Annotated in this window: 24 protein-coding genes; 14 read left to right on the top strand and 10 right to left on the bottom strand. The window is 37.1% G+C overall.

The window, feature by feature from the left end; genetic code table 11:
- The first annotated feature begins 75 nt into the window (after window positions 1-75).
- The 10 genes from JAZ75_RS16500 (at window position 76) to JAZ75_RS16455 (ending at window position 12,839) form a co-directional block, all read left to right on the top strand.
- The gene (locus tag JAZ75_RS16500; protein WP_208696751.1) at window positions 76-555 is read left to right on the top strand and encodes a DUF4442 domain-containing protein; all 480 of its coding nucleotides are present in this window, start codon (window positions 76-78) and stop codon (window positions 553-555) included.
- Between the two features lie 61 nt (window positions 556-616).
- Window positions 617-1,045, top strand: a complete 429-nt coding sequence (locus tag JAZ75_RS16495; protein ID WP_132844755.1) for a transposase — start codon at window positions 617-619, stop codon at window positions 1,043-1,045.
- Window position 1,046: 1 nt separating this feature from the next.
- A complete protein-coding gene (locus JAZ75_RS16490) occupies window positions 1,047-1,694 on the top strand; it encodes an SCO family protein (RefSeq protein WP_021189714.1) in 648 nt (215 codons plus the stop codon).
- 1 nt (window position 1,695) lies between these two features.
- Window positions 1,696-2,121: a c-type cytochrome gene (locus tag JAZ75_RS16485; RefSeq protein ID WP_168127460.1), complete on the top strand. Its 426-nt coding sequence runs from the start codon at window positions 1,696-1,698 to the stop codon at window positions 2,119-2,121.
- Window positions 2,122-2,425: 304 nt separating this feature from the next.
- Window positions 2,426-3,013 (top strand): TetR/AcrR family transcriptional regulator, encoded by a 588-nt coding sequence (locus tag JAZ75_RS16480; RefSeq protein ID WP_132772678.1) that lies wholly within the window; start codon window positions 2,426-2,428, stop codon window positions 3,011-3,013.
- 4 nt (window positions 3,014-3,017) lie between these two features.
- Window positions 3,018-4,346, top strand: a complete 1,329-nt coding sequence (locus tag JAZ75_RS16475) for a TolC family protein (protein ID WP_031288119.1) — start codon at window positions 3,018-3,020, stop codon at window positions 4,344-4,346.
- Between the two features lie 25 nt (window positions 4,347-4,371).
- Window positions 4,372-5,517 (top strand): efflux RND transporter periplasmic adaptor subunit, encoded by a 1,146-nt coding sequence (locus JAZ75_RS16470; RefSeq protein ID WP_168127459.1) that lies wholly within the window; start codon window positions 4,372-4,374, stop codon window positions 5,515-5,517.
- Window positions 5,518-5,550: 33 nt separating this feature from the next.
- Complete coding sequence (locus tag JAZ75_RS16465; protein ID WP_132772675.1) at window positions 5,551-8,721, top strand: efflux RND transporter permease subunit; 3,171 nt, start codon at window positions 5,551-5,553, stop codon at window positions 8,719-8,721.
- A gap of 194 nt (window positions 8,722-8,915) precedes the next feature.
- Window positions 8,916-10,499: a M60 family metallopeptidase gene (locus tag JAZ75_RS16460; protein WP_208696749.1), complete on the top strand. Its 1,584-nt coding sequence runs from the start codon at window positions 8,916-8,918 to the stop codon at window positions 10,497-10,499.
- Window positions 10,500-11,042: 543 nt separating this feature from the next.
- Complete coding sequence (locus tag JAZ75_RS16455; protein ID WP_208696747.1) at window positions 11,043-12,839, top strand: chloride channel protein; 1,797 nt, start codon at window positions 11,043-11,045, stop codon at window positions 12,837-12,839.
- 136 nt (window positions 12,840-12,975) lie between these two features.
- Here the strand turns inward: JAZ75_RS16455 and JAZ75_RS16450 are convergent, their stop codons facing one another.
- From JAZ75_RS16450 to JAZ75_RS16420, 7 genes are all read right to left on the bottom strand, one after another.
- Window positions 12,976-13,143, bottom strand: coding sequence for a hypothetical protein (locus tag JAZ75_RS16450; protein ID WP_021189707.1), 168 nt, complete (start codon window positions 13,141-13,143; stop codon window positions 12,976-12,978).
- Complete coding sequence (locus JAZ75_RS16445; protein ID WP_156169747.1) at window positions 13,130-13,354, bottom strand: hypothetical protein; 225 nt, start codon at window positions 13,352-13,354, stop codon at window positions 13,130-13,132. Before JAZ75_RS16445 ends, JAZ75_RS16450 begins: the two co-directional genes overlap by 14 nt.
- Window positions 13,355-13,647: 293 nt before the next feature.
- A complete protein-coding gene (locus tag JAZ75_RS16440) occupies window positions 13,648-14,094 on the bottom strand; it encodes a DUF5675 family protein (RefSeq protein ID WP_208696744.1) in 447 nt (148 codons plus the stop codon).
- 10 nt (window positions 14,095-14,104) lie between these two features.
- On the bottom strand, window positions 14,105-14,638 hold the full coding sequence (locus JAZ75_RS16435; RefSeq protein WP_232789234.1) for a DUF6266 family protein: 534 nt from the start codon (window positions 14,636-14,638) through the stop codon (window positions 14,105-14,107).
- A 50-nt stretch (window positions 14,639-14,688) separates the two neighbouring features.
- Window positions 14,689-15,333 (bottom strand): DUF6266 family protein, encoded by a 645-nt coding sequence (locus JAZ75_RS16430; protein WP_021191356.1) that lies wholly within the window; start codon window positions 15,331-15,333, stop codon window positions 14,689-14,691.
- Window positions 15,334-15,945: 612 nt separating this feature from the next.
- Window positions 15,946-16,194: a hypothetical protein gene (locus JAZ75_RS16425; protein WP_156169801.1), complete on the bottom strand. Its 249-nt coding sequence runs from the start codon at window positions 16,192-16,194 to the stop codon at window positions 15,946-15,948.
- Window positions 16,195-16,357: 163 nt separating this feature from the next.
- Window positions 16,358-17,353, bottom strand: a complete 996-nt coding sequence (locus tag JAZ75_RS16420; RefSeq protein ID WP_208696740.1) for a hypothetical protein — start codon at window positions 17,351-17,353, stop codon at window positions 16,358-16,360.
- Window positions 17,354-17,705: 352 nt separating this feature from the next.
- Here JAZ75_RS16420 and JAZ75_RS16415 point away from each other — a divergent pair, with 352 nt between their 5' ends.
- The 4 genes from JAZ75_RS16415 (at window position 17,706) to JAZ75_RS16400 (ending at window position 19,649) form a co-directional block, all read left to right on the top strand.
- Complete coding sequence (locus JAZ75_RS16415; protein WP_021191360.1) at window positions 17,706-18,308, top strand: hypothetical protein; 603 nt, start codon at window positions 17,706-17,708, stop codon at window positions 18,306-18,308.
- Between the two features lie 3 nt (window positions 18,309-18,311).
- The gene (locus JAZ75_RS16410; protein ID WP_208696738.1) at window positions 18,312-18,935 is read left to right on the top strand and encodes a Crp/Fnr family transcriptional regulator; all 624 of its coding nucleotides are present in this window, start codon (window positions 18,312-18,314) and stop codon (window positions 18,933-18,935) included.
- A 129-nt stretch (window positions 18,936-19,064) separates the two neighbouring features.
- A complete protein-coding gene (locus tag JAZ75_RS16405; protein ID WP_208696736.1) occupies window positions 19,065-19,370 on the top strand; it encodes a hypothetical protein in 306 nt (101 codons plus the stop codon).
- Window positions 19,371-19,427: 57 nt separating this feature from the next.
- Window positions 19,428-19,649 carry a hypothetical protein gene (locus JAZ75_RS16400; protein WP_021191364.1) on the top strand — a complete coding sequence of 74 codons (222 nt, stop codon included), beginning with the start codon at window positions 19,428-19,430 and terminating at the stop codon, window positions 19,647-19,649.
- Window positions 19,650-19,712: 63 nt separating this feature from the next.
- On the opposite strand, the gene JAZ75_RS16395 is transcribed toward JAZ75_RS16400, so the two are convergent.
- Genes JAZ75_RS16395 through JAZ75_RS16385 form a run of 3 tightly spaced genes read right to left on the bottom strand, consistent with a single transcriptional unit; the run spans window position 19,713 to window position 25,684 of the window.
- Window positions 19,713-20,966, bottom strand: a complete 1,254-nt coding sequence (locus tag JAZ75_RS16395) for a TlpA family protein disulfide reductase (RefSeq protein ID WP_208696734.1) — start codon at window positions 20,964-20,966, stop codon at window positions 19,713-19,715.
- Window positions 20,967-20,970: 4 nt separating this feature from the next.
- Window positions 20,971-22,326 (bottom strand): RagB/SusD family nutrient uptake outer membrane protein, encoded by a 1,356-nt coding sequence (locus tag JAZ75_RS16390; protein WP_208696732.1) that lies wholly within the window; start codon window positions 22,324-22,326, stop codon window positions 20,971-20,973.
- 10 nt (window positions 22,327-22,336) lie between these two features.
- Entirely contained in the window at window positions 22,337-25,684 is a 3,348-nt protein-coding gene (locus JAZ75_RS16385; RefSeq protein WP_208696730.1) for a SusC/RagA family TonB-linked outer membrane protein, read from the bottom strand.
- Window positions 25,685-25,774 lie beyond the last annotated feature (90 nt).

Genomic DNA, 25,774 nt, shown 5'->3' with positions numbered 1-25,774 from the left:
AAAAATATCATTGTGGAACCATTTTTACAAATCAATTAGCAAACGAATTTTAATTTATTGTATTACATTTGCACCATGTTGTATAGTCCCAAATCCCTAAAGTGGTTATTAAGAATTTATCCGCCATTTTTATTCCAACGCATATGGGTCAAAAATATTCATACAGACTTTCAAGGTGTGGATGTAAAAATTATCAAAAGTATTTTCAATAAAAACTCAAATAGTACCATATTTGGTGGAACAATTTTTTCAGCAGTTGATCCTTTTTATGCGATTCTTATTGATCAGCGCTTACAATCGCATGGATTTAAAAAAACTGTAGCTTGGCTCAAATCAGCATCCATTGAATATAAAAAGCCTGGCTTGACCAATCTTAGATTTTCGATCAAAATAACTGACGAGGATTTTAATGAATGCATGGATACACTTAAAAACAGAGGTCGGATTATTAAGACATTTTCTGTAGAAATTGTGAACGATCAAAATGAAATTTGTGCCATTGCGAAAAATGAAATCTATATTCGTGACCTGAATTTTACATACACCAGAGTATAATAAGCTATTATCTTCTTTATCTATTTGGTATCTTTGTCGGTAACAGACAAAATATTTCAATATGAAAAAATTAGCTTTTTTAGTTGCGTCAGCTTTTGCAATAACTTCATGTGCCAATAGCTCAAATACAAATAATCAAAATGATTTAGCGAAAACACAAGAAGAAACCATGAAAATTCATGATGAGATCATGCCGCAAGTAAGTATTTTTGATAAAGATGCAGTTACTATCGATTCCATCCTCACAAACCTTAGTGCTATAAAAACAGCTAAACCTAATCTAGATACAACAAATACTCGACAAGAATTGTCTCAGTTAAAAAGCAATCTCGAAGATGCAACAGATCATATGATGGATTGGATGAAAGACTATAGTGCCGATTCAACGACAGTAGATTATGCTAATCGCGAATTGACTAAAGTAAAAGACATGAAAGCAGTCTTTGATCGTGTATCAAAAGAGAAACAAGAAATCTTAAAAAAGTATTAATATGTTAAAATCAATTCAGATTGGTGCTTCTTTTCTTATTGCACTAACAACATTTACAATATCTAGTTGTCAGTCCAATACAGTTACACTTCCTATTTATGGTCAACGTGAACCAGTAGAGAAAATTATAGATGGTAAGACGGTTATTGATACCCTATACCATACCATCCCACCTTTCAAATTTCTAAATCAAGATAGTGTCTATATAACGGATAAGAATTTCGATAACAAAGTGTATATCGCTAATTTCTTTTTCACTCATTGCCCAAGTATATGCCCTACTATGAACAGAAATCTGTTGAAAGTATACGAGCAATATAAGGATAGTGATCAAGTTTACTTTTTATCACATAGCATTGATTTCAAATATGACCAGCCACATGTCTTGAAAGAATATGCCAATAAATTGGGTGTTAGCAATGATCATTGGAATTTTGTAATGGGATCAAAAGCCGATATCTATGGAATTGCAAACCAATACCTAGTTTACACAGCAGAAGACAAAAATGCGCCAGGAGGATATGATCATCAAGGATATCTGGTATTAGTAGATAAACAAAAAAGAATACGCGGTGCTTATGACGGTACTAATGATGAGCAAGTTGCGAAACTACAAAAAGAACTTGCTATCCTACTCGAAGAAAAGTAAAATGATAAAACTATATCTTTTAGGAGTATTGATCGCTCTATATTCTTTATGCTCGATAAGCAGTTGCCAGTCAGGCAAAGATATAAAGACAGCACAATATGCCGTAAATGGACAAAAAATATATATTAATCATTGTAAAAATTGTCATGGCGATAAGGGTGAAGGCTTAGGCCTATTATATCCACCATTAACCGATGTAGAATTTTTAACAAAAAATAGAGATCATTTATCCTGTATTGTTAAGAATGGACTAGAAGAAGAAATTGTAGTTGCGGGCAAAACATTTAACACTAAAATGCCAGCGAATGAAATCTTGACCGACATCGATATCGCCTATGTTTTAACCTATATTACCACAAATTTTGGTAAGCAAGATAAAATATTCAGTCTAGAAGAAGTTCAGATGAGTTTAAAAAATTGCAAGTAGGACATTCCATGATTTAAAGAAAGCTTAGTTAATCAACTAGGCTTTTTTTGTGTTGGTACCTATTTAGGTAAAAAAAGAAAGGTTTTCAAACGGGGAGAATGAAAACCTTTACTAACCAATTATAAACCTAAATTATGATGGTACAAATATAGGCCATGCAAATTGATTAGCAAACCAACTAAATGTTAAAATATGTTAACATTGGAAATGCGAATAAATAGATGTCTGCAATGAATAAAATATAGTTTTTCATTACAATATTTTGACATTTAGATTTGATTAAAATTTCTACATTTGGAACCGAATGAACGTTCAATACACAAAAAATAATTCTAAAGTGATTTCCATATTTGAGACCACACTTCGGTTGATCAAAGATCATGGATTTCATGGCACAGCGATGAGCAAGATAGCTCAGGAAGCTGATGTCGCAATCGGTACAATCTATCATTACTTCCCATCGAAAGATGATTTGATCGTTAGCCTGTTTCAATACTGTGGCGACACTTTAAATGAAGCAATCTTTGGATCGCTGGATGATAAATTGACTTATAAAGACACTTTTTTTCATATATGGAAAGGCTTTGTAAAATTTTACAGAGAACATGTAGAAATGTTCAGTTTTTTTGAACAATTTTACTCATCTCCTTATTATAAGGTGAACAGTTATGAAACAAATGAATCTATTAGTGGTCAGAGTAATATACTTAAATTCTTAACAACAGGAATCAATAAAGGCGAATTAAAAGACACCAATGTAGAAGCATTAGCTTGCGTCTTCTTTGGAACTGCTGTATCAGCAATTAAAGGAGTGAAACACAACAAATTAAAATCAAATGAAAGCATCGAAGATGTTGTAAACATCATTTGGGATGGAGTTAAAAATAAATAATTTTATGAAGTTTAGACAAATAGCCTTTTCTTTGGCAGCCATGACTACAATATACAATGTTAGTTATGCCCAACAAACAGGCAATGAGACGTTACCTGCTAAAGCAAATTTGCAGCAACTCATTGACTATGCCCTTAGCAACAAGATAAGTCTGAAACAGGCTGCAATTGATGAGGAAATTGGCGAAAAAGATATCGACATTGCCTTGTCTGGCTGGTTGCCACAGGTAAACGCTAATGGTTCTTACAACTACAATGTTAAAGTTCCCACCTCTTTTATAGGTGGACAGAACATTGCGTTAGGACAGAAGAATGCTAGTGCTTTAACCTTACAGGCTGATCAACAGATTTTGAATCCGGCACTTATGCAAGCTTCAAAAGCGGCAACACTTATCCGTCAATCCAATAAGCAAAACACTGAAAGTCAAAAAATCAACACAGTGGTTGAAGTGAGTAAAGCTTACTATGATATTTTAACAAGTGAAGAGCAGATCAAAATTGTTCGTGAAAACATTGCTAGACTTCAAAAACAATATAACGACGCTAAAGTACGCTACGAAGTTGGTATGGTTGACAAAACCGATTTCAAAAGAGCTCAAATTGCGTTAAGCAATGCAAATGCGGACGAAAAGCGGACTATTGAATTACGCCGTTATAAATATGATTATTTAAAAAATTTAATAGCAGTTGATCATAAAGTTGATATTACATTATCTTTTGAGAATGCGAATATGGAAAATCAGATTCTGATTGACACAACTTCATCTGCTAGCGTAACCAATAGAATTGAATTCCAACAATTGGAAACGTCCAAAAAAATGCAAGAATTAGAAACGCAATACTATAAATGGACCTACCTCCCAAATGTAAGCGCATTTTATAACTATGCATTTAATTACAGAAATAACAAATTTAAGGATTTGTATAATGACAATTTCCCAAGCTCTGTAGCTGGATTATCTGTATCTATTCCAATTTTTCAAGGTTTTAAAAGAAAGCATCAAATCAATCAATCCAAACTACGCGAAAGTAGAATTGATTTAAGCATGGAAGATTTGAAAAATCAAGTCAACACAGAATATGCACTTGCAACAGCTTCATATAATGCCAACCTAATTGATTGGAAAACATCAAGAGATAATGTTGACTTATCTAAGGAAGTCTATGATACGATTAAGTTACAATATGATGAAGGTATTAAAACTTACTTAGACTTAATGACAGCTGAGACTGATCTTAAAACAAGTCAATTGAATTATTTAAATGCACTTTATGCACTTCTATCGAGTAAGCTAGATGTTCAAAAAGCATTAGGAACTGTAGATACAAAATAAACAACATTAAGAAACCAAGAATATCATGAATAAAAAACATTTATTAGCAGCTTTTTTTATTGGGACTACGCTAATCTGGCAGTCATGTGGCAATAAAGATGCTCAGAAACAACAGGCTGCACAGCAAGCAGAACGTGTTGTACCTGTTTCCATAGCAACTGCCACAGAAGAAATTGTCACAGGAAACCAAACATATCCAGCTACTGTAAAACCCTTAAATGAAGCTGATTTATTTGCTGAAGTTTCTGGTTATGTAACGCAAATATTTGTAACTGATGGAGCATCGGTATCCAAAGGTCAAAAATTATATGAAATTGACGGCACTCGCTACACTGCGGCTTTAGATCAAGCCAGAGCAAATCTTAAAATTGCACAATCTAATTTGGATCGTGTGCAAACAGATTTAAACCGTTACCAAGCATTAGCAGATAAAGATGCGATCGCAAAACAAACTTTAGATTATGCTAAAACAGATCTGGCAAATCAAAAAGCGCAGATCTTAGGTGCACAAGCTGCTGTAACAACAGCACAAACAAACTTAAATCGTTCAACTATAAGAGCGCCATTCGCGGGTATTGTAGGTATATCAGATGTACGTCTTGGGGCTTTGGTTAATCCTGGAACTACACGATTAAATACGGTATCTTCAATCAATCCTGTGGCAGTTGAAATCCAAGTGAGCGAGCGTGATATCCCTCAATTTGTAAACTTACAAAAATCAGGTTCTGCAGCACAGATCGGCGCAGTATTACCGGATGGAACGGAGTATACAGCTCCAGGAAGAATTGCCACTATTGACCGTGCAGTTGATCCACAGACAGGAACGATAAGAGTACGTGCTAATTTTGACAACCCTGGTAATGTCTTGAGAGCTGGAATGAATCTATCTTTAAATATCAAGACGAATTCAGCAACTGAAGAAATTGTTATTCCTTATAAAGCTGTTCAAGATCAGTTGGGAGTATTTAACGTGTATGTTGTTGGTGATAGCAGTAAAGCTGAACAACGTAAAGTTGATCTAGGTTTAAAATTAGGAGATAAAGTAGTTGTAAAATCAGGCCTTAAAGTCGGTGAGAAAATTGTTGTTGATGGTATCATGAATGTGCAAACAGGTGTAAAAGTTGCTGAGGCTCCTGCTGCTGCACCTGATGCCGCTGCACCAAAAAAATAATTTTCACAGACTTTATAAGATACAAAAAAACATATGATTTCAGAAGTTTTTATAAAAAGACCCGTCACTGCCATTGTGATTTCCCTATTGATTATGATCGTAGGTGGAATTTCAATTGTGTCATTGCCGATCAGTCAATATCCATCCGTAGCCCCACCAACTGTTTCAGTAACAGCAAACTACACTGGCGCGGATGCTCAAACTGTTGAACAAACAGTAACGACTCCTATTGAGAGTCAAATTAATGGTACACCGGGCATGCTTTACATGTCCTCGAACAGTACATCGAATGGTCAATCACAGATTACCGTAACTTTTGAAGTTGGTACTGATATTGATATTGCTACATTAGACGTTCAAAACCGTGTGGGTATTGCTGAACCTGCGTTACCCGAAGCTGTTAAACGTTTAGGAGTAACGACACGTAAAGCGAATACAGATATCTTAATGCTTGTTTCACTGGTATCACCAAAAGGTACTCGCGATGCTAAGTTTTTAGATAACTATGCCAATTTATACATCAAAGATGCATTATTACGTATCACTGGTGTTGGTGAGGTTACCGCTTTTGGACAGCCATTCTCCATGCGCGTTTGGTTAGATGCCAATAAATTAACGAATTTAAATCTAACTCCTGCAGATGTATCTGCAGCAATTGCTGAACAAAACTTAAGAATTCCGGGAGGATCGGTAGGTTCTACTCCGCAAAAATCAGATCAGGTATTTGAATACCCAGTGATCACGGATTCAGATTTATCTTCGGTACAGGATTTTGAAGAAATCATTGTGAAATCAAATACCGATGGATCAATTGTTTTATTAAAAGACGTAGCGAGAATAGAATTGGGTCAATTCAGTTATGCAACAAGTACGCGTGTAAATGGTATGACTTCTTCTGGTATGATGGTTTCTCAAACTCCAGGAGGTAATGCTGTGCAATCTGCAGAGGGTATCTATACCGCATTGGAAAGATTAAAAAAATCATTCCCTGATGATGTTGACTATGTTGTCGGTTATGAGACAATTTCTGTTGTTAATGCTTCCATTGAATCAGTTATTCACACTTTGATTGAAGCTTTACTATTAGTAACTTTAGTTGTATTCTTCTTCTTACAGTCATGGAGAGCAACACTAATTCCTGTATTAGCGATTCCTGTATCTATTGTTGGTACATTTATTTTCTTCTTATTATTCGGTTTCTCGATCAATAACTTAACTTTATTAGCATTCGTGCTTGCTATTGGTATTGTGGTCGATGATGCGATTGTAGTGGTTGAGGCTGTGCAGCATTACATAGATCATTATAAGATGTCGGCAGCAGATGCAACGCGTCGTGCCATGAAAGACATTACAGCTCCGGTTATTGCCATTGCTTTGATTCTTTCTGCAGTATTCGTTCCTGTAGGATTTATCCCGGGTATGGTGGGTCAATTGTATCAACAATTCTCCATAACAATTGCCGTTTCGGTTATGTTGTCTGCATTTATTGCCCTGTCATTAACACCGGCATTATGTTCGATCATGTTAAGACCAACAGCAGTTCACTCGGAAGCGAAAGGTCTTAATAAGTTTTTCTACAAGTTTAATATCTGGTTCGAAAGAGTAACGAACAAATATTCGAATGGTGTAAAATACTGTATCAAAAAGGCTCCTATGGCGTTAATCATCTTACTTTGTATCTTCATTGGTACAGGATATATGTTTAATAAAAAACCAACTGGATTTATTCCTGGTGAAGATAATGGGATGTTCTTTGCCGGTATTACCTTGCCAGAAGGTTCGTCTACAACACGTACAAAAGAAATTTTAAATGAAGTAGAGCAAGAATTACGTAAAGATTATCCAGAGATTAAAGATATTACGGCTATTGCCGGTATCAATATTTTGAACAGAGCTTTCCAGCCTAACGTAGCGACAGTTTTCGTTTCTCTAAAACCTTGGAAAGATAGAAAGCGTACTGCTAACCAAATTACGGGTGGTATCATGGGTAAATATGCTGGCTATAGTAAAGCACGTGTACTCGCTGTTACTCCTCCTGCGATTCCTGGTCTTGGTACTTCTGGTGGTTTCAGTTTAATGATTCAAGATCAACAGACCGTAGATATCAAAGTCTTCGAAGGTGTAGTTGGTAAATTCCTAGCTGCAGCCAATCAGAGACCTGAAATCGGTATGGCCTATACCCTATTTAACACAAAAACTCCAAATTACAAGTTATCTGTTAATAGAGAGCAAGCGAAGAAAATGGGGGTTCCTGTTTCGACAATATATACCACTATATCTGCATACCTTGGATCTTCTTATATTAATGATTTTACAAGATACGGACGTAACTTTAGGGTTGTATCTCAGGCGGATAAAGATTACCGTATGAACATTGAGGACATCAACAAATTATATGTTAATAATGCTCGCGGTGAATCTGTTCCTTTAAGTTCATTGGTTACTTGGAACCTTGTTCAGAATCCAGCTATTATCAATCACTATAACATCTTTAGAAGTATAGAGGTCAGTGGTAGTGCTGCGCCTGGTTATTCGTCCGGTGATGCTATCAGAGCGCTTCAGGAAGTTGCCGCAGAAACATTGCCGAACGGTTATAGTTATGATTTCTCAGGATTGGCTTTACAAGAAACAAAATCTGGAAATATGACTATTATGATCTTTGGATTATGTATTCTGTTTGTATTCTTGCTACTAGCTGCGCTTTATGAAAGTTGGTCTGTTCCATTCTCAATTTTATTATCGGTACCACTAGGGGTATTTGGAGCAATTTTAACATTAACATTGATTCCAGCATTAGATAATAATATTTATGCACAAATTGGTTTAGTTGCGATTATTGGTTTAGCGGCTAAAAATGCGATTCTAATTGTTGAGTTTGCTAAAGAACGTGTAGATATCGGAATGAACTTATATGAGGCAACATTAGATGCTGTTAAGCTTCGTCTACGTCCTATTATCATGACATCTTTTGCATTTATCTTAGGTATTATTCCTTTGATGTTATCGACTGGTGCCGGAGCCATTTCTCGCCAAACAATTGGCTGGACAGTATTTGGTGGTATGTCTGCAGCGACAGTTTTAGCAATCTTTATCGTTCCAGTACTGTTCGTTGTGATCACACGACTGGCTTATGGTAAAAAGAAATTAGCCGAGTTAGAAGCTAATTTTGATGAAGAAAAAGCTAAAAATTTATCTGCCCACTAAACATTAAAATTTATCTCAATATAATCAAGAAAGCCTTTCAATTCATTTTGAAAGGCTTTCTTGATTATAAGCTATTTCAAATCGCTAAAAACATTGCCAGTTGAAGCTACAATCTTAACAATAATCTTACAATTGAAAAATGCTTTAATGTTAGCACAATTTGATATTTTAGCACTTCAACTAACCATCTAAATATGAAGCTAAAATTCATTACTTTATTACTGCTTGCCGGTACGATAAGTAGTCTACATGCGCAATCTGCTAAAGACTATGCAGACGCTTATCAAGACTTACAAGTATTCGAAACTCCTTTAGCCGTTAAGCTAAAAAAAGGAATCAAAAAATCTGATCTTGATAAAATTAAAAATCCACAGGTCAAACAGGTTGCCACCTCTTTATTAAATAATCAATATGATCAAAAGTACAGGTTTGCAGAATACAATGCTATCCTTAGCCCTTCAACCTTAGGTCATAACTTAATGATCGGTGATGGATACAGCAAATATGAAAATATAACCGGAATTTATCTGCCTATAGGTCGCCATATCATATCTGTCGATCATATCGCTGCAGATAATGAAGTTAAATTGATCATTCCAAATTGGAACCGCCGAGCTCCCGAAGGAATGGATCCGACCAAAGACCCAAAGGGATGGGGTATTGTAAAGCAAGAATTTAAACTCAAAAATGGTATCAACATCATTGATGTCAAAGATTTCGACGGCCTGGCTTATATCGATTATTTCTCCGAAAATCCTAAAAAAGAAAAAGCAATCAGTGTACATTTTATTGGTAGCCCAGTTAATGGTTACTTTGACATTACGAAAAACAATGATCAAGATTGGAACAAATTGGTAGATCAGGCTGTATATCCGGTTATTGATGCCAAAGGTCGACACATTCAGATTGCCTACCCTGCTGCCGATATTAAAAAGTATGCTTATGGAAAAGGTGTCGAGCTGATCAGTAATTATGATTCTCTTATTTACAGACAGCATCGTATTATGGGACTTATTAAATATAACAAAGTCCCTGAAAACAAAATTCTCTCGCGTGTAAATTATAATTATTACATGTTCCGTGACGGAGATGGAGTTGCTTATATGGGTACGGATCCTGGCAATGCAATGCCGCTTGTTGTAGACCCGGCCCGCGTAATCAAAGGGGATCCATGTTGGGGGTTTTCACATGAAGTAGGACACGTACATCAATTAAGACCTTATTTGAACTGGGGAGGATTGGGTGAAGTAAGTAATAATATTTTCTCCCTTTATGTAACAACTTCTTATGGCAATAAAAGCCGTCTTTCAGAACAAGGTAATTACAAAAAATCCAGAGAAAGTATCATTAATGGTAAAATAAGTTACCTGCAGGATCCGGATGTATTCAATCGATTAGTACCTTTCTGGCAACTTCAACTGTATTTCGCAAATCAAGGTAAAAATCCTAATTTTTACCCCGATTTATTTGAAGCCTTCCGCAAACAGAATCCTGAACGTAGAAGCAGACGCGGTGGCGGTCAAGTAATGGGCGATCGTGGAAACAACCCTGCTGTACACCAATTGAATTTTGTAAAAACAGCATCACAGGTCGCAAAACTTGATCTCACAGATTTCTTTGATCTTTATGGCTTCTTCCATGTTGGAAAATTTACTTATGATGATTATGGTAATTATACATACGAAATGACACAAGAAATGGTTGATAAGTGCAAAAAAGAAATTCAACAACTTAATCTTCCAAAGCCAGATATGGATATCTCTACTTTAGCTGATTAATTTAGATTAATAAAAAGGGTTCGACAAATTATATTATCGAACCCTTTATCCTTCTCATATGGTTTATCTAATAACCGAATTATTATTAAACTATTTATTTTTTAACATTCAGTAATAAAAAATACGAATAACGGTCAAACCGCTATTCGTAAACTATTAACTTAAAGAAAGAGTGTAGTGGTACACTCTTTTGATCGCATATAAGAAACAATTCACAGCACATTTTGTTTTCTGCAATCCACTCCAATACGTAATCTTTTTAAGATGAACCATAAACTATCATAAAAGCAAATTATTATATGACTGTTTGTTTCAAGATGAACTAAGCAATGATTTATAAAAAAAGTATATCATTGAATGATATCAAAATCCTGGGATTATCAATCATCTGATTATAAACTTAAAATCTTCATGATCACTGCTATACTAAAAAACCGATTACATCTAATAAAAAAATTATAAATACTTGCCAGGATTTATCTTGAAATCTTACATTTGCACAGTCACAATAATTTCACTTGTGAACAGCAAATTAAAAATGTCATGATAGGAAGATTATATCTTCAGCTTGAGCGCTTTAATAGATGGCGCACCCAAAAGATTTCAAATAAAAACTTTTTAGTCATTGTTGCTCTTTTAGTAGGTCTTATAGGTGGTTTTGCCGCGGCAACACTTAAAGGAATGACTCACTGGATCGCTTCGTCGCTACAGAACGAAGTTCAATCACAATATAAATATTACATCTACCTCTTATTCCCCTTAATAGGTATCTTATTAAGTGTTATTTATGTAAGACGGTTCATTAAAAAAGGAAAATTCGAGCATGGTATCACTCCGATTATTTATTCTATTTCCCGCAAATCAAGTCGCATTGAGCCACACAATATCTATTCTCAAATTATTACCAGTGCGATCACGGTTGGCTTCGGTGGGTCTGCAGGTCTTGAAGCACCGATAGCATATAGCGGAGCAGCAATAGGCTCAAATACGGGACGTTTTTTCGGTCTTAATTACAAGGAAGTAACGCTTTTACTAGCTTGTGGTGCGGCCGCTGGAATATCTGGAGCATTCAACAGCCCGGTTGCCGGAATGATTTTTGCGATTGAAATTCTCCTTCCTGAATTTTCAATACCCGTATTTATTCCACTTTTAATTTCTACGGCAACAGCAGCAGCTGTTTCGCGTTCCTTGTACAGCGAACCCCTATTCCACTTGGTAACAGATGACTGGGAGTTTCACGCCCTAATTTATTACTTTGGATTAGCAACTATTATTGGAGGATTTTCAATCTACTTTGCTCGATTAACAACTTGGCTGAAGAATCTATATTCAAAAATAACTAATCCATACCGTAAAGTATGGGTAAGTGGAATAAGTCTTGGTATCTTAATTTTCTTATTTCCCTCACTTTATGGCGAAGGCTATATCACAATACAAAAAATATTAGACGGAAGTCATCAGGACATCCTGAGCAACAGTATGTTTTCTCAATATAGCGATATAGGCTGGCTTGTTGTTGCATTTACTATCGTTACCGTATTTGCGAAATCTATTGCAGCTTTGGTTACTTTAAACAGTGGCGGCAATGGGGGCATATTTGGCCCAAGCCTTATCATGGGTGGCCTTATCGGATTTGCCTTTTCATATGGAATGAATCTAACGGGTCTTGTAGATCTAAATGTTGCTAATTTCACGGTGGTTGGTATGGCTGCAGCATTGAGCGGTATTATGCATGCCCCTCTTACAGCGATATTTCTTATCGCAGAAATCACGGGCGGATATGCACTGATGGTTCCACTTATGCTGGTCGCTGCCACAACATATTTCATTAACCGTGCAGTACAGAAACATTCGATATACACCAAGGTATTAGCGGAACAGGGCGACTTATTAACGTACGAAGACAAAGACAGAACAGTTCTAAGTATGATGAAACTACGTCATCTACTTGAAAATAATTTCACAATCATGCGTCCTGATGAATTTGCCAAAGATAGAAATCATGACATTATCCACAGCAAAAGAAATATTTTTCCTGTTGTAGATTATGATGGAACATTTATAGGACTTATCTATAGTGAGCGCTTACTGGAAATTTTGCTAGGTGAGAATGTCGATGGTTTAAAAATGAAAATGAGCGAACTGGCACAGCAACCTATAGACATTATTAAAATGGGCACCAATATGGAAGTGGTTATGCAGAAAATGAAAAAAGAAGATGTGTGGATGCTTCCCGTAATCGATGAAACAGGAAAATACAAAGGCTTTTTATCCAAGTCTGCTGTCTTTAATAAATATCGCGCATTACTGATGAGGCAAGCTGCCTATTTAGAACAATAAGTGGCTCAAACCTAAATATTTCATATCTCGGATCAAATTTCCGGGCTTCAAATAGCACACATAAATCGTCAAATTTTCCGCGATAATTCAGGTTAATAATCTGGATGCGCTCCTAAAATAGGAGCGCATTCATGAATTATTTTCTCTTTCGCAATTTCCCCAACAACCGACTTGTCACATAACTTACGACTGTCCCGACTACGGCCATTAAAGCTGTATGCACAACATCACCAAGAGAAAAGCTAGCCCATATCGAACAGAGGGTACCCCCTAAAGTACCGATACGGATATCATTGCCTTTCATCCTGCACCTCCTTTTCTTTATCAATTAAAAGCTGGTCTGCCGGAGGTGACTCCTCCTCTCCTTTTTTATCTTTATCATCCAGCACCGTCTCCACGACACCTAGACCCAGTGCTAAATACTTAATAATATTTAATGCCTTGCCCGGCAATTTAATTGGCGCCATCAGCACCACCTGTAGCGCACGGCTTATTTTTTGAATTATCTTTTTCATATTTTTAATTATTAAAAGGTCTAGCGTTCCGACTGCGTAATTGCACCGAAAAAGAGGCGTTAAAAATGAATTTCTGTCTGAGTGAAACGAGTTTAAATTCATTTAGCCTATTTAAGGTGAAATAGCATTAAGGAATGCAACCTTGATTTTTTTGATTACTTTTTTCATCAAGGAAAACCTCGAAGAGAATCTTGAGTGCCAATAAAATCAAATCCTTAACGAAAAAAAGTAATTGCCTGTCACGGCATGAGTGACAAATCGTTCACTAGTTATTTGGTTAATCTATCACTACGTTACTCACCAACTTTAATAAACACCTCCCCGCTAACCATCAATTCCACCAGCAATGCATACAATTTCTTATACGCCATCACCGACTGTAGCAAACGATACTCTCCTTTTTCAAACACATAACCCGTTCCCACGAGCAGGCAACCAGCCGTTTCTTTGTGCGTATTTCCGATGTGGATGTAGACATATTTAAACCCAGGAATATCCTTGATTTCGATCATTCCTTTATGGAGTTTAGGAAAACGCTCATAATAGTTACCGTTCATACCGCCATCACAGTTGAAACCAAGCTTATATCTTCCTGCAGGAATGCTCGTACTTCCTGGTATCTTTTTCTCCCGAGGGATGTCTTCTAGACCATAGCAGATAAACTGATTATTCAGGTAGATTTCAGACAGGGTACTGTTCTTCCCATGCTTTTTACGCAATACTTTTACTACAGATTTCATCACCATGAGCCTATTTAAGTAACCCCAGATACTGACTGTCACTGCAGTTACGTTTATTCCTGTCGTACACAACTAAATAAAGGTGAACTGGCATGTGCATCATCCCGTCAGGCAACTGTAGATCCATTTGGCCAGCGCTGCGCCACACCTGTCCCTCGTTGACCGCTGCAAGTTCCTGCTCTACCGCATAAGCACAAAGCAATACCCGGTCATCTGCAGCAATATTCCTATTTCCTGAACTGACAGTCGAATCCCAATTCATACGGATAGTGTTCGACGACCGGTCAACCTGTACATCTGTTAAAACACCCTTAGTGCCCACACTTAGTTTAGCTTTGGCCGGATTCACCGTGATATCAGGGTACGTTCCCTCCATTGCACTATGCAAGGTAAACGACATGGCTCTACCTATAGCAGTACCTTTGTTTTTGCTGCGGTTGAACCCCAGCTGGATAACTGCGTTGACAGGATTTAAAAATTGACGGGCCTTTTGAAATTTTAAGCGTACCGTCTGACTACCATTTTCACTTTGATTTTTTTTCATCTTACATCGATTAAGTAGCCGGCATTTTACACCGGCTACAGGTTAAACCATTACGTTAAATCAAGTTCACCAAGATAATTCGTTCTACTTATGCGTTTTCCTTTTCTATCGGCAAAGAACATCCAGGCATGTGCCTTTTCACTCATGAAATGTTCAGGATATTCGATATCCACTGCCCCACTTCCTCTAGTCGGTGGAACAGGAGCCGTTAAGAACTCATCGATAGCAGGTACATACAACAAAATATGTACGGCATCATCTAACTCGCCTTTCTGTATTTCAATAGCCTCGGGCGACCAGGTAACCGAGAGGATACCGATCGAAGCGCTGGCTCCGATGGTACCACCAGGTTGCAGATTACCCTTTGAAATCAAGATCTTACTATAGTCAAGCGTAAAATTGGGATATGTACCCACCACCGCGGTCTTGATATTGGTCTGCAGTGCCACATTGGTAGGTGTCATGGTATCGGCATTGATCTGACCGAAGCCCAGCTCGACAAAAGGTGCTATCGGCATGATGAATTTGGCAATCGTATAAAAACGCGCCTGCTGTATAAGCTGCTCCTCCGATGCAGGTTTTGTCCGCTTCTTAGACAATCCCTTAATATAATTAATACTTTTCCAGCTAGAACCTATAATAGCTCCCGCTTTACCGCTAAATCCTCCTAGCGCTCCGTGCAAAATTGTTCCCATTGTTTTTATTTTTAAAAATTAAACCATCATAAAGCATTGATGCATACCGGTATAGCTCACTTTACAAAAGCAAACATACGACATGAAACAGCTCAAAATCAAGAGGTAAAACACCTTTGTCCACTTGCTGACCAATCCAAATTGGGGATAAGAACCATAAGAAAAGTAAATTGTCCAGTTGCTGTCCTATGCGTTTTCTTAATGAGTTCGATGGTTAAATAATTATAAGGTTAGAACGTTAGAATGAACGTCTATTTTCACTCTGCCACTGATCACTTTGTTACTCCGTCACTGGCCAATTTTAAAGCTCATTTGTTCGAGAGCTGTTTGGGACTTGCTCGGGACTTGTTCGCCCTTTATTCGGTAAAAGTATACCGATCTTATACCATTCCTATACCTCGCCTATACCGAAACAGTAGACAAACGGTAGACAAAAAGTAGACAAAAAGAAGGAAAACGGTAGAGGATTGCCGAAGCCTTCCCGAACAGTGTGCGAATACAATGGCTAGTAAACCCTAGCAAAAGTTAAAAAAAATTGAAGTAGAAACGGAAATACGAAAGAAGAAATAAGGTCGCTATTCCGGGCGGAATATAGATCTATCAATGGTATGCTCAATCAGGTAGATTGTGGTATATTTTTTTCAGTTTGACCATATCCTCATAGCGATACAGTTTGCCTTTACTGGTCCTGCTATGGTAGCTGATCATGTTTTTTTTCTCGCAGCGGTAGAGTGTTTTAGGAGTGATGACTGCGTATTGGCATACCTCTCTACTACTTACCAATACCACGGGCTGATCGGGAATTTTACGGCAGATCAGATCTTTGATTTCCGTTTTGCAATCCAGGATCTCTTTTCTCAAGGACTCTAAAAAAACAAGCCAGCAATTATGCTGGCAGCCCTTTGGTTCCGATGGTTGTCCGAGACAACGACACGATTGGTTTTCCTCCATATGATTCATGTTAGCGTCAATTCCCTTCTAAACTGCTGTATAGTCAGCAACTGACAGGTTTAAAGAAAAAGCGCTATTTGTGATGGAAAATACATTTCTTGTACAGCTTGAAAAGCTGCTGAAAATGTGTACCAAAAGAACATTGATTTCGCACCGAAGTTTTGATCAGAAAATTAGAACGGCCTATCAATGCAGCAAATGAATCATTAAAATCTGCCATCAGTATCGGGTCACTGGTTACAAAACTCTGCAGCATAAATTCATTCTTGCTCAATTTAAACGGACGCTCTCCATTTCCAAAAACCACAAAACCATCCCTCAGAATGGATTCATACTCGTAAAACTTCACTTCCGCCCGATCACTTTTTTGGGCAGACTTTACACACGTATTCAGGTACCTGGCCAGTAAATTCGTTTCTTTCATTAATATGCGCAGTGAATCATTTTCTTCAAATTTGCCGTAATCGTTGCATTCTTTAAGCAGCAACAGCAATTCTTCAAAAGTTTTACGATCCCAAATTTCAAAACTTTTAATGGAAGCATAAGCTTGTGCTATAGTTTCAAAAGATACATCCAGGCAGAGCAATTTTAACTGTTCTTTAAATTTTTCATAAGTGATGCTTTTATCAAACTTATGATGATAATACATATAGAGCTTAAAATAGGTCAAATGCTCAAATCTCATGATATGAAACATCGGTACATCCGAGCAGCTGATCTTAATCCAGGGATTCTCCATCTGTAACATCTCTTCCAGAAGGTCTCGGTAAATACGCACATATTTGGAGATTTCACGAAAAAAATTTTCCTTTGTAAGCCTGACATAATCATATAATGAACTGTCAAAATAAGCTTCACCATTTAGCTTTGCTATATCTATCCAGCTGAAACTAAAAACTGCCATCAATTTCTGTATTTCATCCACCCGGAGCACCGTATATCCTTTCGCCCTGTTGATAATAGACCTTTTTCCAACGCCAAATACCGCTATCAATTTCTCGGCACGGATGATTGGATCCGGCTCAATTCTAACGATCAGTTCAAATAGGTTATCATGGAATTCTTTCATAAAACTACTTTATATATAGCAACATATTTAACACTATAAATAACAGAAACTTTAAATGTATTAAAATATCGTTTTAAACAAAAATTTATTTTACCAAATTTTATATAAAATACAGCAAATGGTATAAAATATACTCAAACATTTCATTTAGAAACATTTTATAAACCAAAACAATACAAGTGCATAATAAATACCTCCAAAGAGCAAGCTGTGGAATAAAAGATACCTTCCAGACTATCATATTAGGCCTTAATTTTATGATAGATCAATTTATATGTTATTTGACGCGACCTATTATAAAAAAATATAACACCAACATGCTACATAGGTTGATCTCTAAATCTTAATAGATATGAAAAATGATGTTGAAATTAAAGCGCGGTTACTCCCCTATTTCTTTCTCCGGTTAAAAGAATTGGGTATCCAATGCTGTTCGCATGAACAGGAATTAATAGCAAGTATTCAGGTTCACTATTTGAAACCTGGTCAAAGATTAGAACACCCCCAAGCCAGCCTTTTCTTTTTGGTTCACGGACTGATAAAAGAATACCATCGTACCAAACGGAGTATTGAGCCCTCATCATTGATCCAACTCTTGACTCCCGACACCTGCTGGATCTATGATCAGATCTATTTTCGGTTTTATACAAAAGCGCTGGCACCTACCTGGTTGCTCGAAATACCGCTAGACAAACTGCATATGATCAGCACAGATGTCGCGGAATTCAATCAGTGGCGAGCAAATATTGATCTTCTATATGGTTCCAAACACTTTTTATCAGAATTTTTGAGACAGCTTTCCGATCGTCATGAAAGGTTACATTACTTCTTGGAAGAGTACGCACCCTATATCGACTATTTGAGTGACAATGAAATTGCTGTATTTACGAATCTTAGCGACGCACAGTTGCGACGTCTACGCAATACCGCTGTGCTTTATAAAACTTTAGACTAAACTATGGGAATCTATTACACAGAAAAAGAAGCATTGCAAGACTTTTATGTCTATTGGAGAAAGATATATCCACCTTTTGAAGATTTCCATAGAAACTGGTTGGAGAAAAATGCACAGATCCTACATGTTAAAAAAGGGCAAGTATTATATGAATCGGACGGTCAACAAGAAAATCTGTATATCGTACTACGTGGTTTTTTGGTTAAAGAACGGTACATCTCATGTAACGACAATAAACAGATCTTGACAGTTGCCCTGCCCAATATGGGCTTTTTCACGACCATGCATTATTACAGCCAAAGCCCGGCACTGGGAGATATTGTTGCTATCAAGCCAGGAATCGTACTGCAGATCCCCTACAAAAAAATAAAATCCTACCGCAACAATGATAAAGGTATCGATACCTTATTGCAGCTTTTAATACATAAAAAGAAATACCAACTGGATCACTTTAGGGTTATGGATGCAATCTCCCTGGCCACAGATCGCTTATTCTATCTTGCCGATCAGTTACCCGAGCTATACCGCAATCTAACCTATAACGAACTTGCAAGATTGCTTCATGTATCTGAAAGCTCCATATACCGTGCTAAGAAAAAACTGGTTACAAGAAGAGATAGCGGATAGTCGTAAAAAAATGTCAAATCATCAAAATTACAACATTTTTCAGTCACCATATGACCGGTTTTAGCCAATATCGATATTATATCTTTGAAATATACGAAAGAAGAAAAAAGGAATATTAACAGAATCATCATGCAACAAAAGAAGACAAGTAAAGGACAATCTGGAAGGCAGCCAAAAAACGGACGCTACGCTAGCTCCATGATGAGCTACGAGTCTACAGCTATGAGCTGCAGAACTGCTGGACAGATTATGGTAAACCGCAGGTCTTTATTCGGAAACTGCTGTTGCGCAGGTCCGGTGCGCGATGCACATGGACGTAGATTTACGACATTCCCCAGAAAATGGTACATGGAAAAAGTTTTTGGTCAAATAAGGAGTCCTAAAGCCAAAAAAAGCATCTTCCTTTCGGAATTTGCAGGGGGCCGAAGCGTATAAAAATGTCTTCGAGATCAATTAACTAAATTATGATAGTATCTAAAGAAATAAGTAATTATGAATTGGTTCACATTAGACCCAAGTGGTAATCCAACAGATTCTCAAGACTATACATTCCAAAGCACAACGCCTTCTTGTGCTGGAGCAAATCAGATCTGCGCAGTGCAAGCAAACCCGGACTCAAATAACAAACCGGAGCTTACAGAAGCATTGAAAGATCAAATGATTTTGGCCCTACACAGTAGGACTCCTTCTGCGAATGTTAAGTTGAAAAGTTAATCGGATTAACCGCAAAACATAACTTTATTATAAAGGGGTTAGCAAAAACTAACCCCTTATGCATTATCGGACTTCCTCAATTACGAGAACATCCACTTCTCTATTCTCCTTTCGTAATAGTAAGCCGTAATTTAATAGTTCCTTATTCATACTTTCAATACTCGAATAATTTTTCAAATGGATTTTTTCCGATGTATGTGCTTCATCAATCACAGGAGGATAATTTCCACGGTAATCAATCATAAATGTAACCACACTGGATCCGTCCATCCCACCTTCTTTTTTATCTAAGTTTGCCTCTGAAATTTCAAAATTAGTTTTCTGTAAAACCAAGCAAGGCATTTCTCTTTTAGACCAATAAACATGCAATCCTAAAAAACCATTTAAATCATTTAAAATGATCTGAGCTTGTACCGAATCAGGTTTTACAACATGATCATAACGTTCATAACAAATTCCATTTCGCAACAGCCACTCATTAAAAGCAATTTCTCCATTTGGATACTTATACAATGATGAATCTCTTACCTTCCAAACTATACGCTCATCTTTTAATAAAAACTCAGGTTTTTTGATTTTACTCAAAGCTCCAGTATAAGCACCTAAAATATCAATATTGTAAAAAGAACTTTTTTGCATACCTGATATAGAATCGTATTTGATTATAATTCCATTTGGATCTACAGCATCTTTATATGCTGAAATAGAAACAGATCCCAATTGTTTGCCCCTCTCATTTATGGTATCATTTTTAAGACCATCATTAAAATCAGACTTAACAGGCAACTGAATATAACCATTTGCATATAGATGCTCAATATTTTCAGCTTTCACAAAATCCGAAAAAGTAATTGCCTGAACTTTATTTTTATAAATCCATGCGGTATGCGGTACTCCTTTGTGAGGAAAATATTTCCGTAATAAGGTATCTGCATATACAGTAATGAGTTTCACCTTATTTTCTTTCAGAAATACATTTGTCTTAAAGAATTTTTCAATAGTGGCCTTATCCTGCCAAGTGACCAAAATGACCTGCATTTTATCTGCATATTCATTTTGTAGTTTTTGCAACTTAGGCATTGCTGCGATACAGTTTGTACAAAACGTATCGAAAAAATCAAGGATGATGATCTTACTAAATAATTGATCCAGTGAAATTTGATTTTTAGCGCTATTTAATACGGATAATTTTTGGGTATCAGGAATTGGCTGTCCAACTCGCAATTCTAGACTTCGATCTAATATTTCCGTATTTTGAGCCCACATAGATGAGCTCAAAAATAGAAATATTAATAGTGTAATATATTTTTTCAACATGATTTTAGCGTTTATTTTGTATTATTCCTGATTCTGATATGACGAGATCAGGTATTAAATGTGCATATTTCAAACTATTTGGTTCAAGTGTATAGTTTTGTCCATCTATACTACGTTTTAAAGTTTTTTTAAAACGGTCATCCAGATTTAATCTTCTCAGATCAGACCAGCGTCTACCTCTAAAAACCAATTCCTTTCTCCGTTCCTGTAAGACAATTCTTAAAAGCTCATTTGGATCAGTTTCTGCGATTTCCGTAAAAAAAGTAGGATTAATCCGATTTTTCAGAAGGATATTAAGATCACCTAATGCTTGGCCAATTTTATTTGTTCGTACAGCAGCTTCGGCCCGAATCAGATAAACTTCACTGGTTGTTAACCCAATAAAAGGAGTTGTTGTAGAATTATCGTAAGAACCTTTATATGCGTACGTCCCCGCCTCAGATGTATTAGGTTTAAAGTACACCCCTTTACGATAGTCATGTTCACCGTAAGATTTAAAAAGATCGGGATCAATACGGGCGAATGACTGCCCCAGGGGACTACTAAAAATACTTGTTGCAGGAAAGATAACTTCTACATTAAACTTAGTAATGGGTAAAGAAGCAGAAGCTTTTAAGTCTTTATAGTTGAGCAGTTCAGGCCTCAATCTCAAACACGAATCTGCATTAGCATAAGCTTTATCATAAGCCTGCATATCCAGGTACACCCTTGCTAAGCCAGCATATGCCGCGGCTTTACCCGGTCTTCCCTTTAAAGTCTCGACCTCAGGTAAATAGCGAATCGCCTGTTTATAGTCCGATACAATTTGTGTGTAGGTTTCTGCTAAACTGCTCCGGGTTGATTTATAATCAAGTTCTGGTTTCAGACGCAATGGAATTCCCATTTCAGTTTCCGCAGTTTCTGCTTGATAGGGCATTGTAAAAACAGAAGCTGCTTGATGGAAAGCAAAAGCTCTAAAAAAATGTGCTGCTCCGAGTATTTTACCATATTTTACTTTATCATAATTTTGATCCAGTTGCGCTAATATGGACAGAATCTGATTACTCAGATATACTGTTTTATATGGATTTTGCCAATGGGTATTTAGCGTCATAAATTCCAGTGACCAGTTGTAGGTTTGCTGTTCATCAAAATTAGAAAGTGATTTCCAATCAGAAGTATTCAAGTAGTAATCATCTGCAGCGATTTCTCCCAGGGTAGGGTATCCCGTATTCATTGCACTGTAATCATTGAGCAATAATTCACAATGTTCAAGTGTTTTCGGAACAGCCATTTTTTGTTCCGGTTTTAAATCCAAAAACCCGGAACAGGATGTTCCCAAGAACAGGACAAGTAATATATATAAAACTGTAAATTTCATGATCTTTGATTTAAAGGTTAAAGTTAAGGCCAAGAGAAATGGATAATCCATCAGGTATAGCGTTGCCAGACTCAGGGTCAAGTCCCAATTTGTTTGCCCGCCATATTGTGCCCAGATTTTGCGCATACCCATATACGCGCATATTCTTCAATCCTATTTTATGTAACGCTCCCAATGAATAACTCAATTGTAAATCGCGCAATTTAATCTGACTAGCAGATTCTACTAATGGTGATGAAATCCGATAAAAATCACTCGCATATAAATTGTTAGGATAAGTGAAAACGGGCACATTGGTCCTAACTTCATCTCCTGCTTGCTGCCAGCGCAGTGCATAATCTGAATGCCCTACCCCGTTATCGATAAATAATTTGTTATTAAAAGATGTCCTTAAAAATTTATGTCCCAACTGATATGAAATGTTAAAGGATATCTCCAACTTATGATAAGTAAAACTATTGCGAAAAGAACCAAAATAAGGAGGTTTCAATGTACCATGATTTTCCAGATCCTGAACCGTACTTCTGTTAACAATACCCGCATAATCTTCTGACACCTGTCCGTCTACATAACCTTGCGGCATCCCTGTTTCAGGATTCAGTCCTGCCCATTTATAGGTTAATAAACTATATAGATCCATTCCTTCTATCGGTGTCAAGAGCATACCGTAAGCACCGGTTATATAATCTTTACCCCTATTGCTTGTTAAATATGACTTAGATACTTGAGTTCGGTTATAAGCAAAGACCAAATTTGTAACCCATTGAAAAGCAGGAGTTTTCACATTCACACTATTTAAAGAAATATCAATTCCTCGGCCGTGTAGATCAGCGCTGTTAATGTTTAAAGAACTGTATCCGGTAGTTGGATCAATCTTAGTTGCAGCGATGAGATCTTTTGGCTTTTTGATATAATATTCTACAGATCCTGATATCCTGTCTTTAAAAGCAAAATCAAAACCTAAATTCAGCATTCCAACACGCTCCCATCGTAAACTGGGGTTAGGTGGTGACTGCATATTCGCATAAGGCTGACCAGTTATATAATTGGGAGATGTCTGAATATTAATAATGGGATATGCGGAGGTACTATTGTTCACATTACCATTAAATCCGTAGGTAGCGCGAAACTTGAGCATTGGGAATAGCCTATTATCGATAAAAGGCTCGTTGGATAATAACCATGCACCACCAACAGACCAGAACGGCTGACCACGGTCATTGGTTTTTACACCAAAGAGATTCGATGCATCTTTTCTAGCACTCCCGCTTAAGATATACCGTTTTTTAAAAGTATAAGAGGCGTTAGAAAAATAAGAAGTGTACCGATTGGTATAAGCTTCCATCTGCGAAATATCTTCAAGATACATCCCTCCTGCTATACCATTTAAAGCAGGAACCAGCTTTCCATATTGAACTGGCTGATGGGTCAGTACCTCCTTATCATATCCCCAAAATACAGATGAAGTCATATCGCTTTTTATCTGCCGAATCTCCGCCCCTGCGATCATGTTAAAATCATGTATCTCATTCCAATTTTTCTGAAAATCGATCTGATAACGCATCTGATGCGTACTGTTATTACGGTTCAGAATATTTAATTGATCACCAACCGGGAGATTCCAGATAACCTCATCTTCAGTCCATGATGCATGATAATTGATAAACTCACGTTGCGAGGCGGAACCTATTCCTTTCCAGTTTTCCGAAGGCTGCGATGCTCTCTGATACGCATAAAGGATGGAAGTTGATAAGGATGGTAAGATTTGATAAGTCCCCTTTAGATTCAAAAACGTTTCCCTAATATTCGTTAATAGGTGCGATTCATCCAGTTCTTCCAAAGGTCGATACTTCCAGTCCAACAATCGTCCGCCAGCCACAGTATCACGAAATATGGGATTAAATCCAATAGCATCTACGGCTAAAGGAATACCGTTAGCGTCTGCCATTTGCATATAAGGAAAGTTTCCGACTCCTCTGCCCATAGCATTATATCCGGCCATATTGGACTGCGCTTCTTTTCGCTTAGATTCTGTATAAGTGACCCCTAAATCTAAAGTCAAATTTTTAATCGGACGCAACTGTGTATTATTCTTTGCTGTGAACCGCTTGTAAGAAGAAGTAACCAGATTATCCAAATTCTTATCATAACCTATGGAAAAAGAGGTATTCATCTTTTCAGATCCACCCCTTAATTGTACATTATATTGTTGGTTCACTGATCTTCTATAGATATACTTATTGAAATCATCGCGCATATCAATTCCTCTTAAGACATCCAATTGTCTGTTCAAATCAGCCTCATTCAAATCACCTTCTTTATGCCTTTTCAACAATTGAATTACTGGTGTTAAATTTTGAGAATAATCATACATACGGCTATCCCAGTAGCCTTTGTCGAAAAGTTCCTTTTCCAGATTTATATAATCTGACGTATTCATCTGAGGATAGTAATAAAGATCAGGTTTGTTTCCAATAGTCACGTTGCTATTCACTGATAACTGAAAAGGCTGATTATATTTTCCACGTTTTGTTGTTATCACAATAACACCATTACCAGATTGAGCTCCCCATATAGATGATGCAGCCGCATCTTTTAATACAGTAACATTTTCTATGTCATTGGGATTGATATTCATAAAATAACCGTTCAGCATATCAAAATTATTTGCATAAGGCACTCCATCAATGACAACTAGAGGCCAGACATTTGATCGCATTGTACTTACGCCCCGAATGTTTATCCCTAAAAGTTTACCTTTATTTTCAGGAAACACTTTTAGAGAAGATATCCCCGGCACCACATCTTCCAGCCTGCTTACAAAATCTGTCGACACCTTTCTGTTGAAAAGCTTATTATCGACAAACTCGAAACTGCCGGTAGCTCGTTCTTTCGGTATCTTCTGGTATCCAGTCGACACAACTTCTACTTCGTCAAGTTTATTATCCTCAGGTATCAATTTTACAACAATTGATACTCCTAAGGTATAATTGATTTCTTGGCTTTTGTAGCCGACATAAGTGAATTTTACCAGTCCTTTAAGACTCCCGACGGAAAGGCTGAAAGTTCCATCTTTCTTGGTTGAGGTTCTAGCCTTCTCGGCTTCGACTCGGACAGATACGCCATCTAAAGGTTTGTTGTCTACGGCAGATACAACTGTACCGTGTAGCACATGATTCATAGGCCCATCAGCCCCGCTGTCCTTGCGGGGCGTCTGAGCATTACTTAACATATGAAAAGTCATGAATAAGCACACTAGGAGCACCTTACTTATCAGCAGTATGTCTGCTCCTTGTGGCTTAAGAAGCTTCCGGAGATAACTCCAGAGCTTGTTTATGTAGAATATATATGTGTTCATTATTGTTAATTTTTGGACAAAGTTTCCCCTATCACCGTTTCTTACCGAGGGTTGACCAGGTTGTCAATCTATTCCTCGGCAGAATCGGCG

It is taken from the genome of Sphingobacterium sp. UDSM-2020 (genome assembly GCF_016132525.1).
GTDB classification, from domain to species: domain Bacteria; phylum Bacteroidota; class Bacteroidia; order Sphingobacteriales; family Sphingobacteriaceae; genus Sphingobacterium; species Sphingobacterium anhuiense.
Note: the sequence above shows the minus strand (reverse complement) of the source record. Positions and strands in the feature narration are given on the sequence as shown.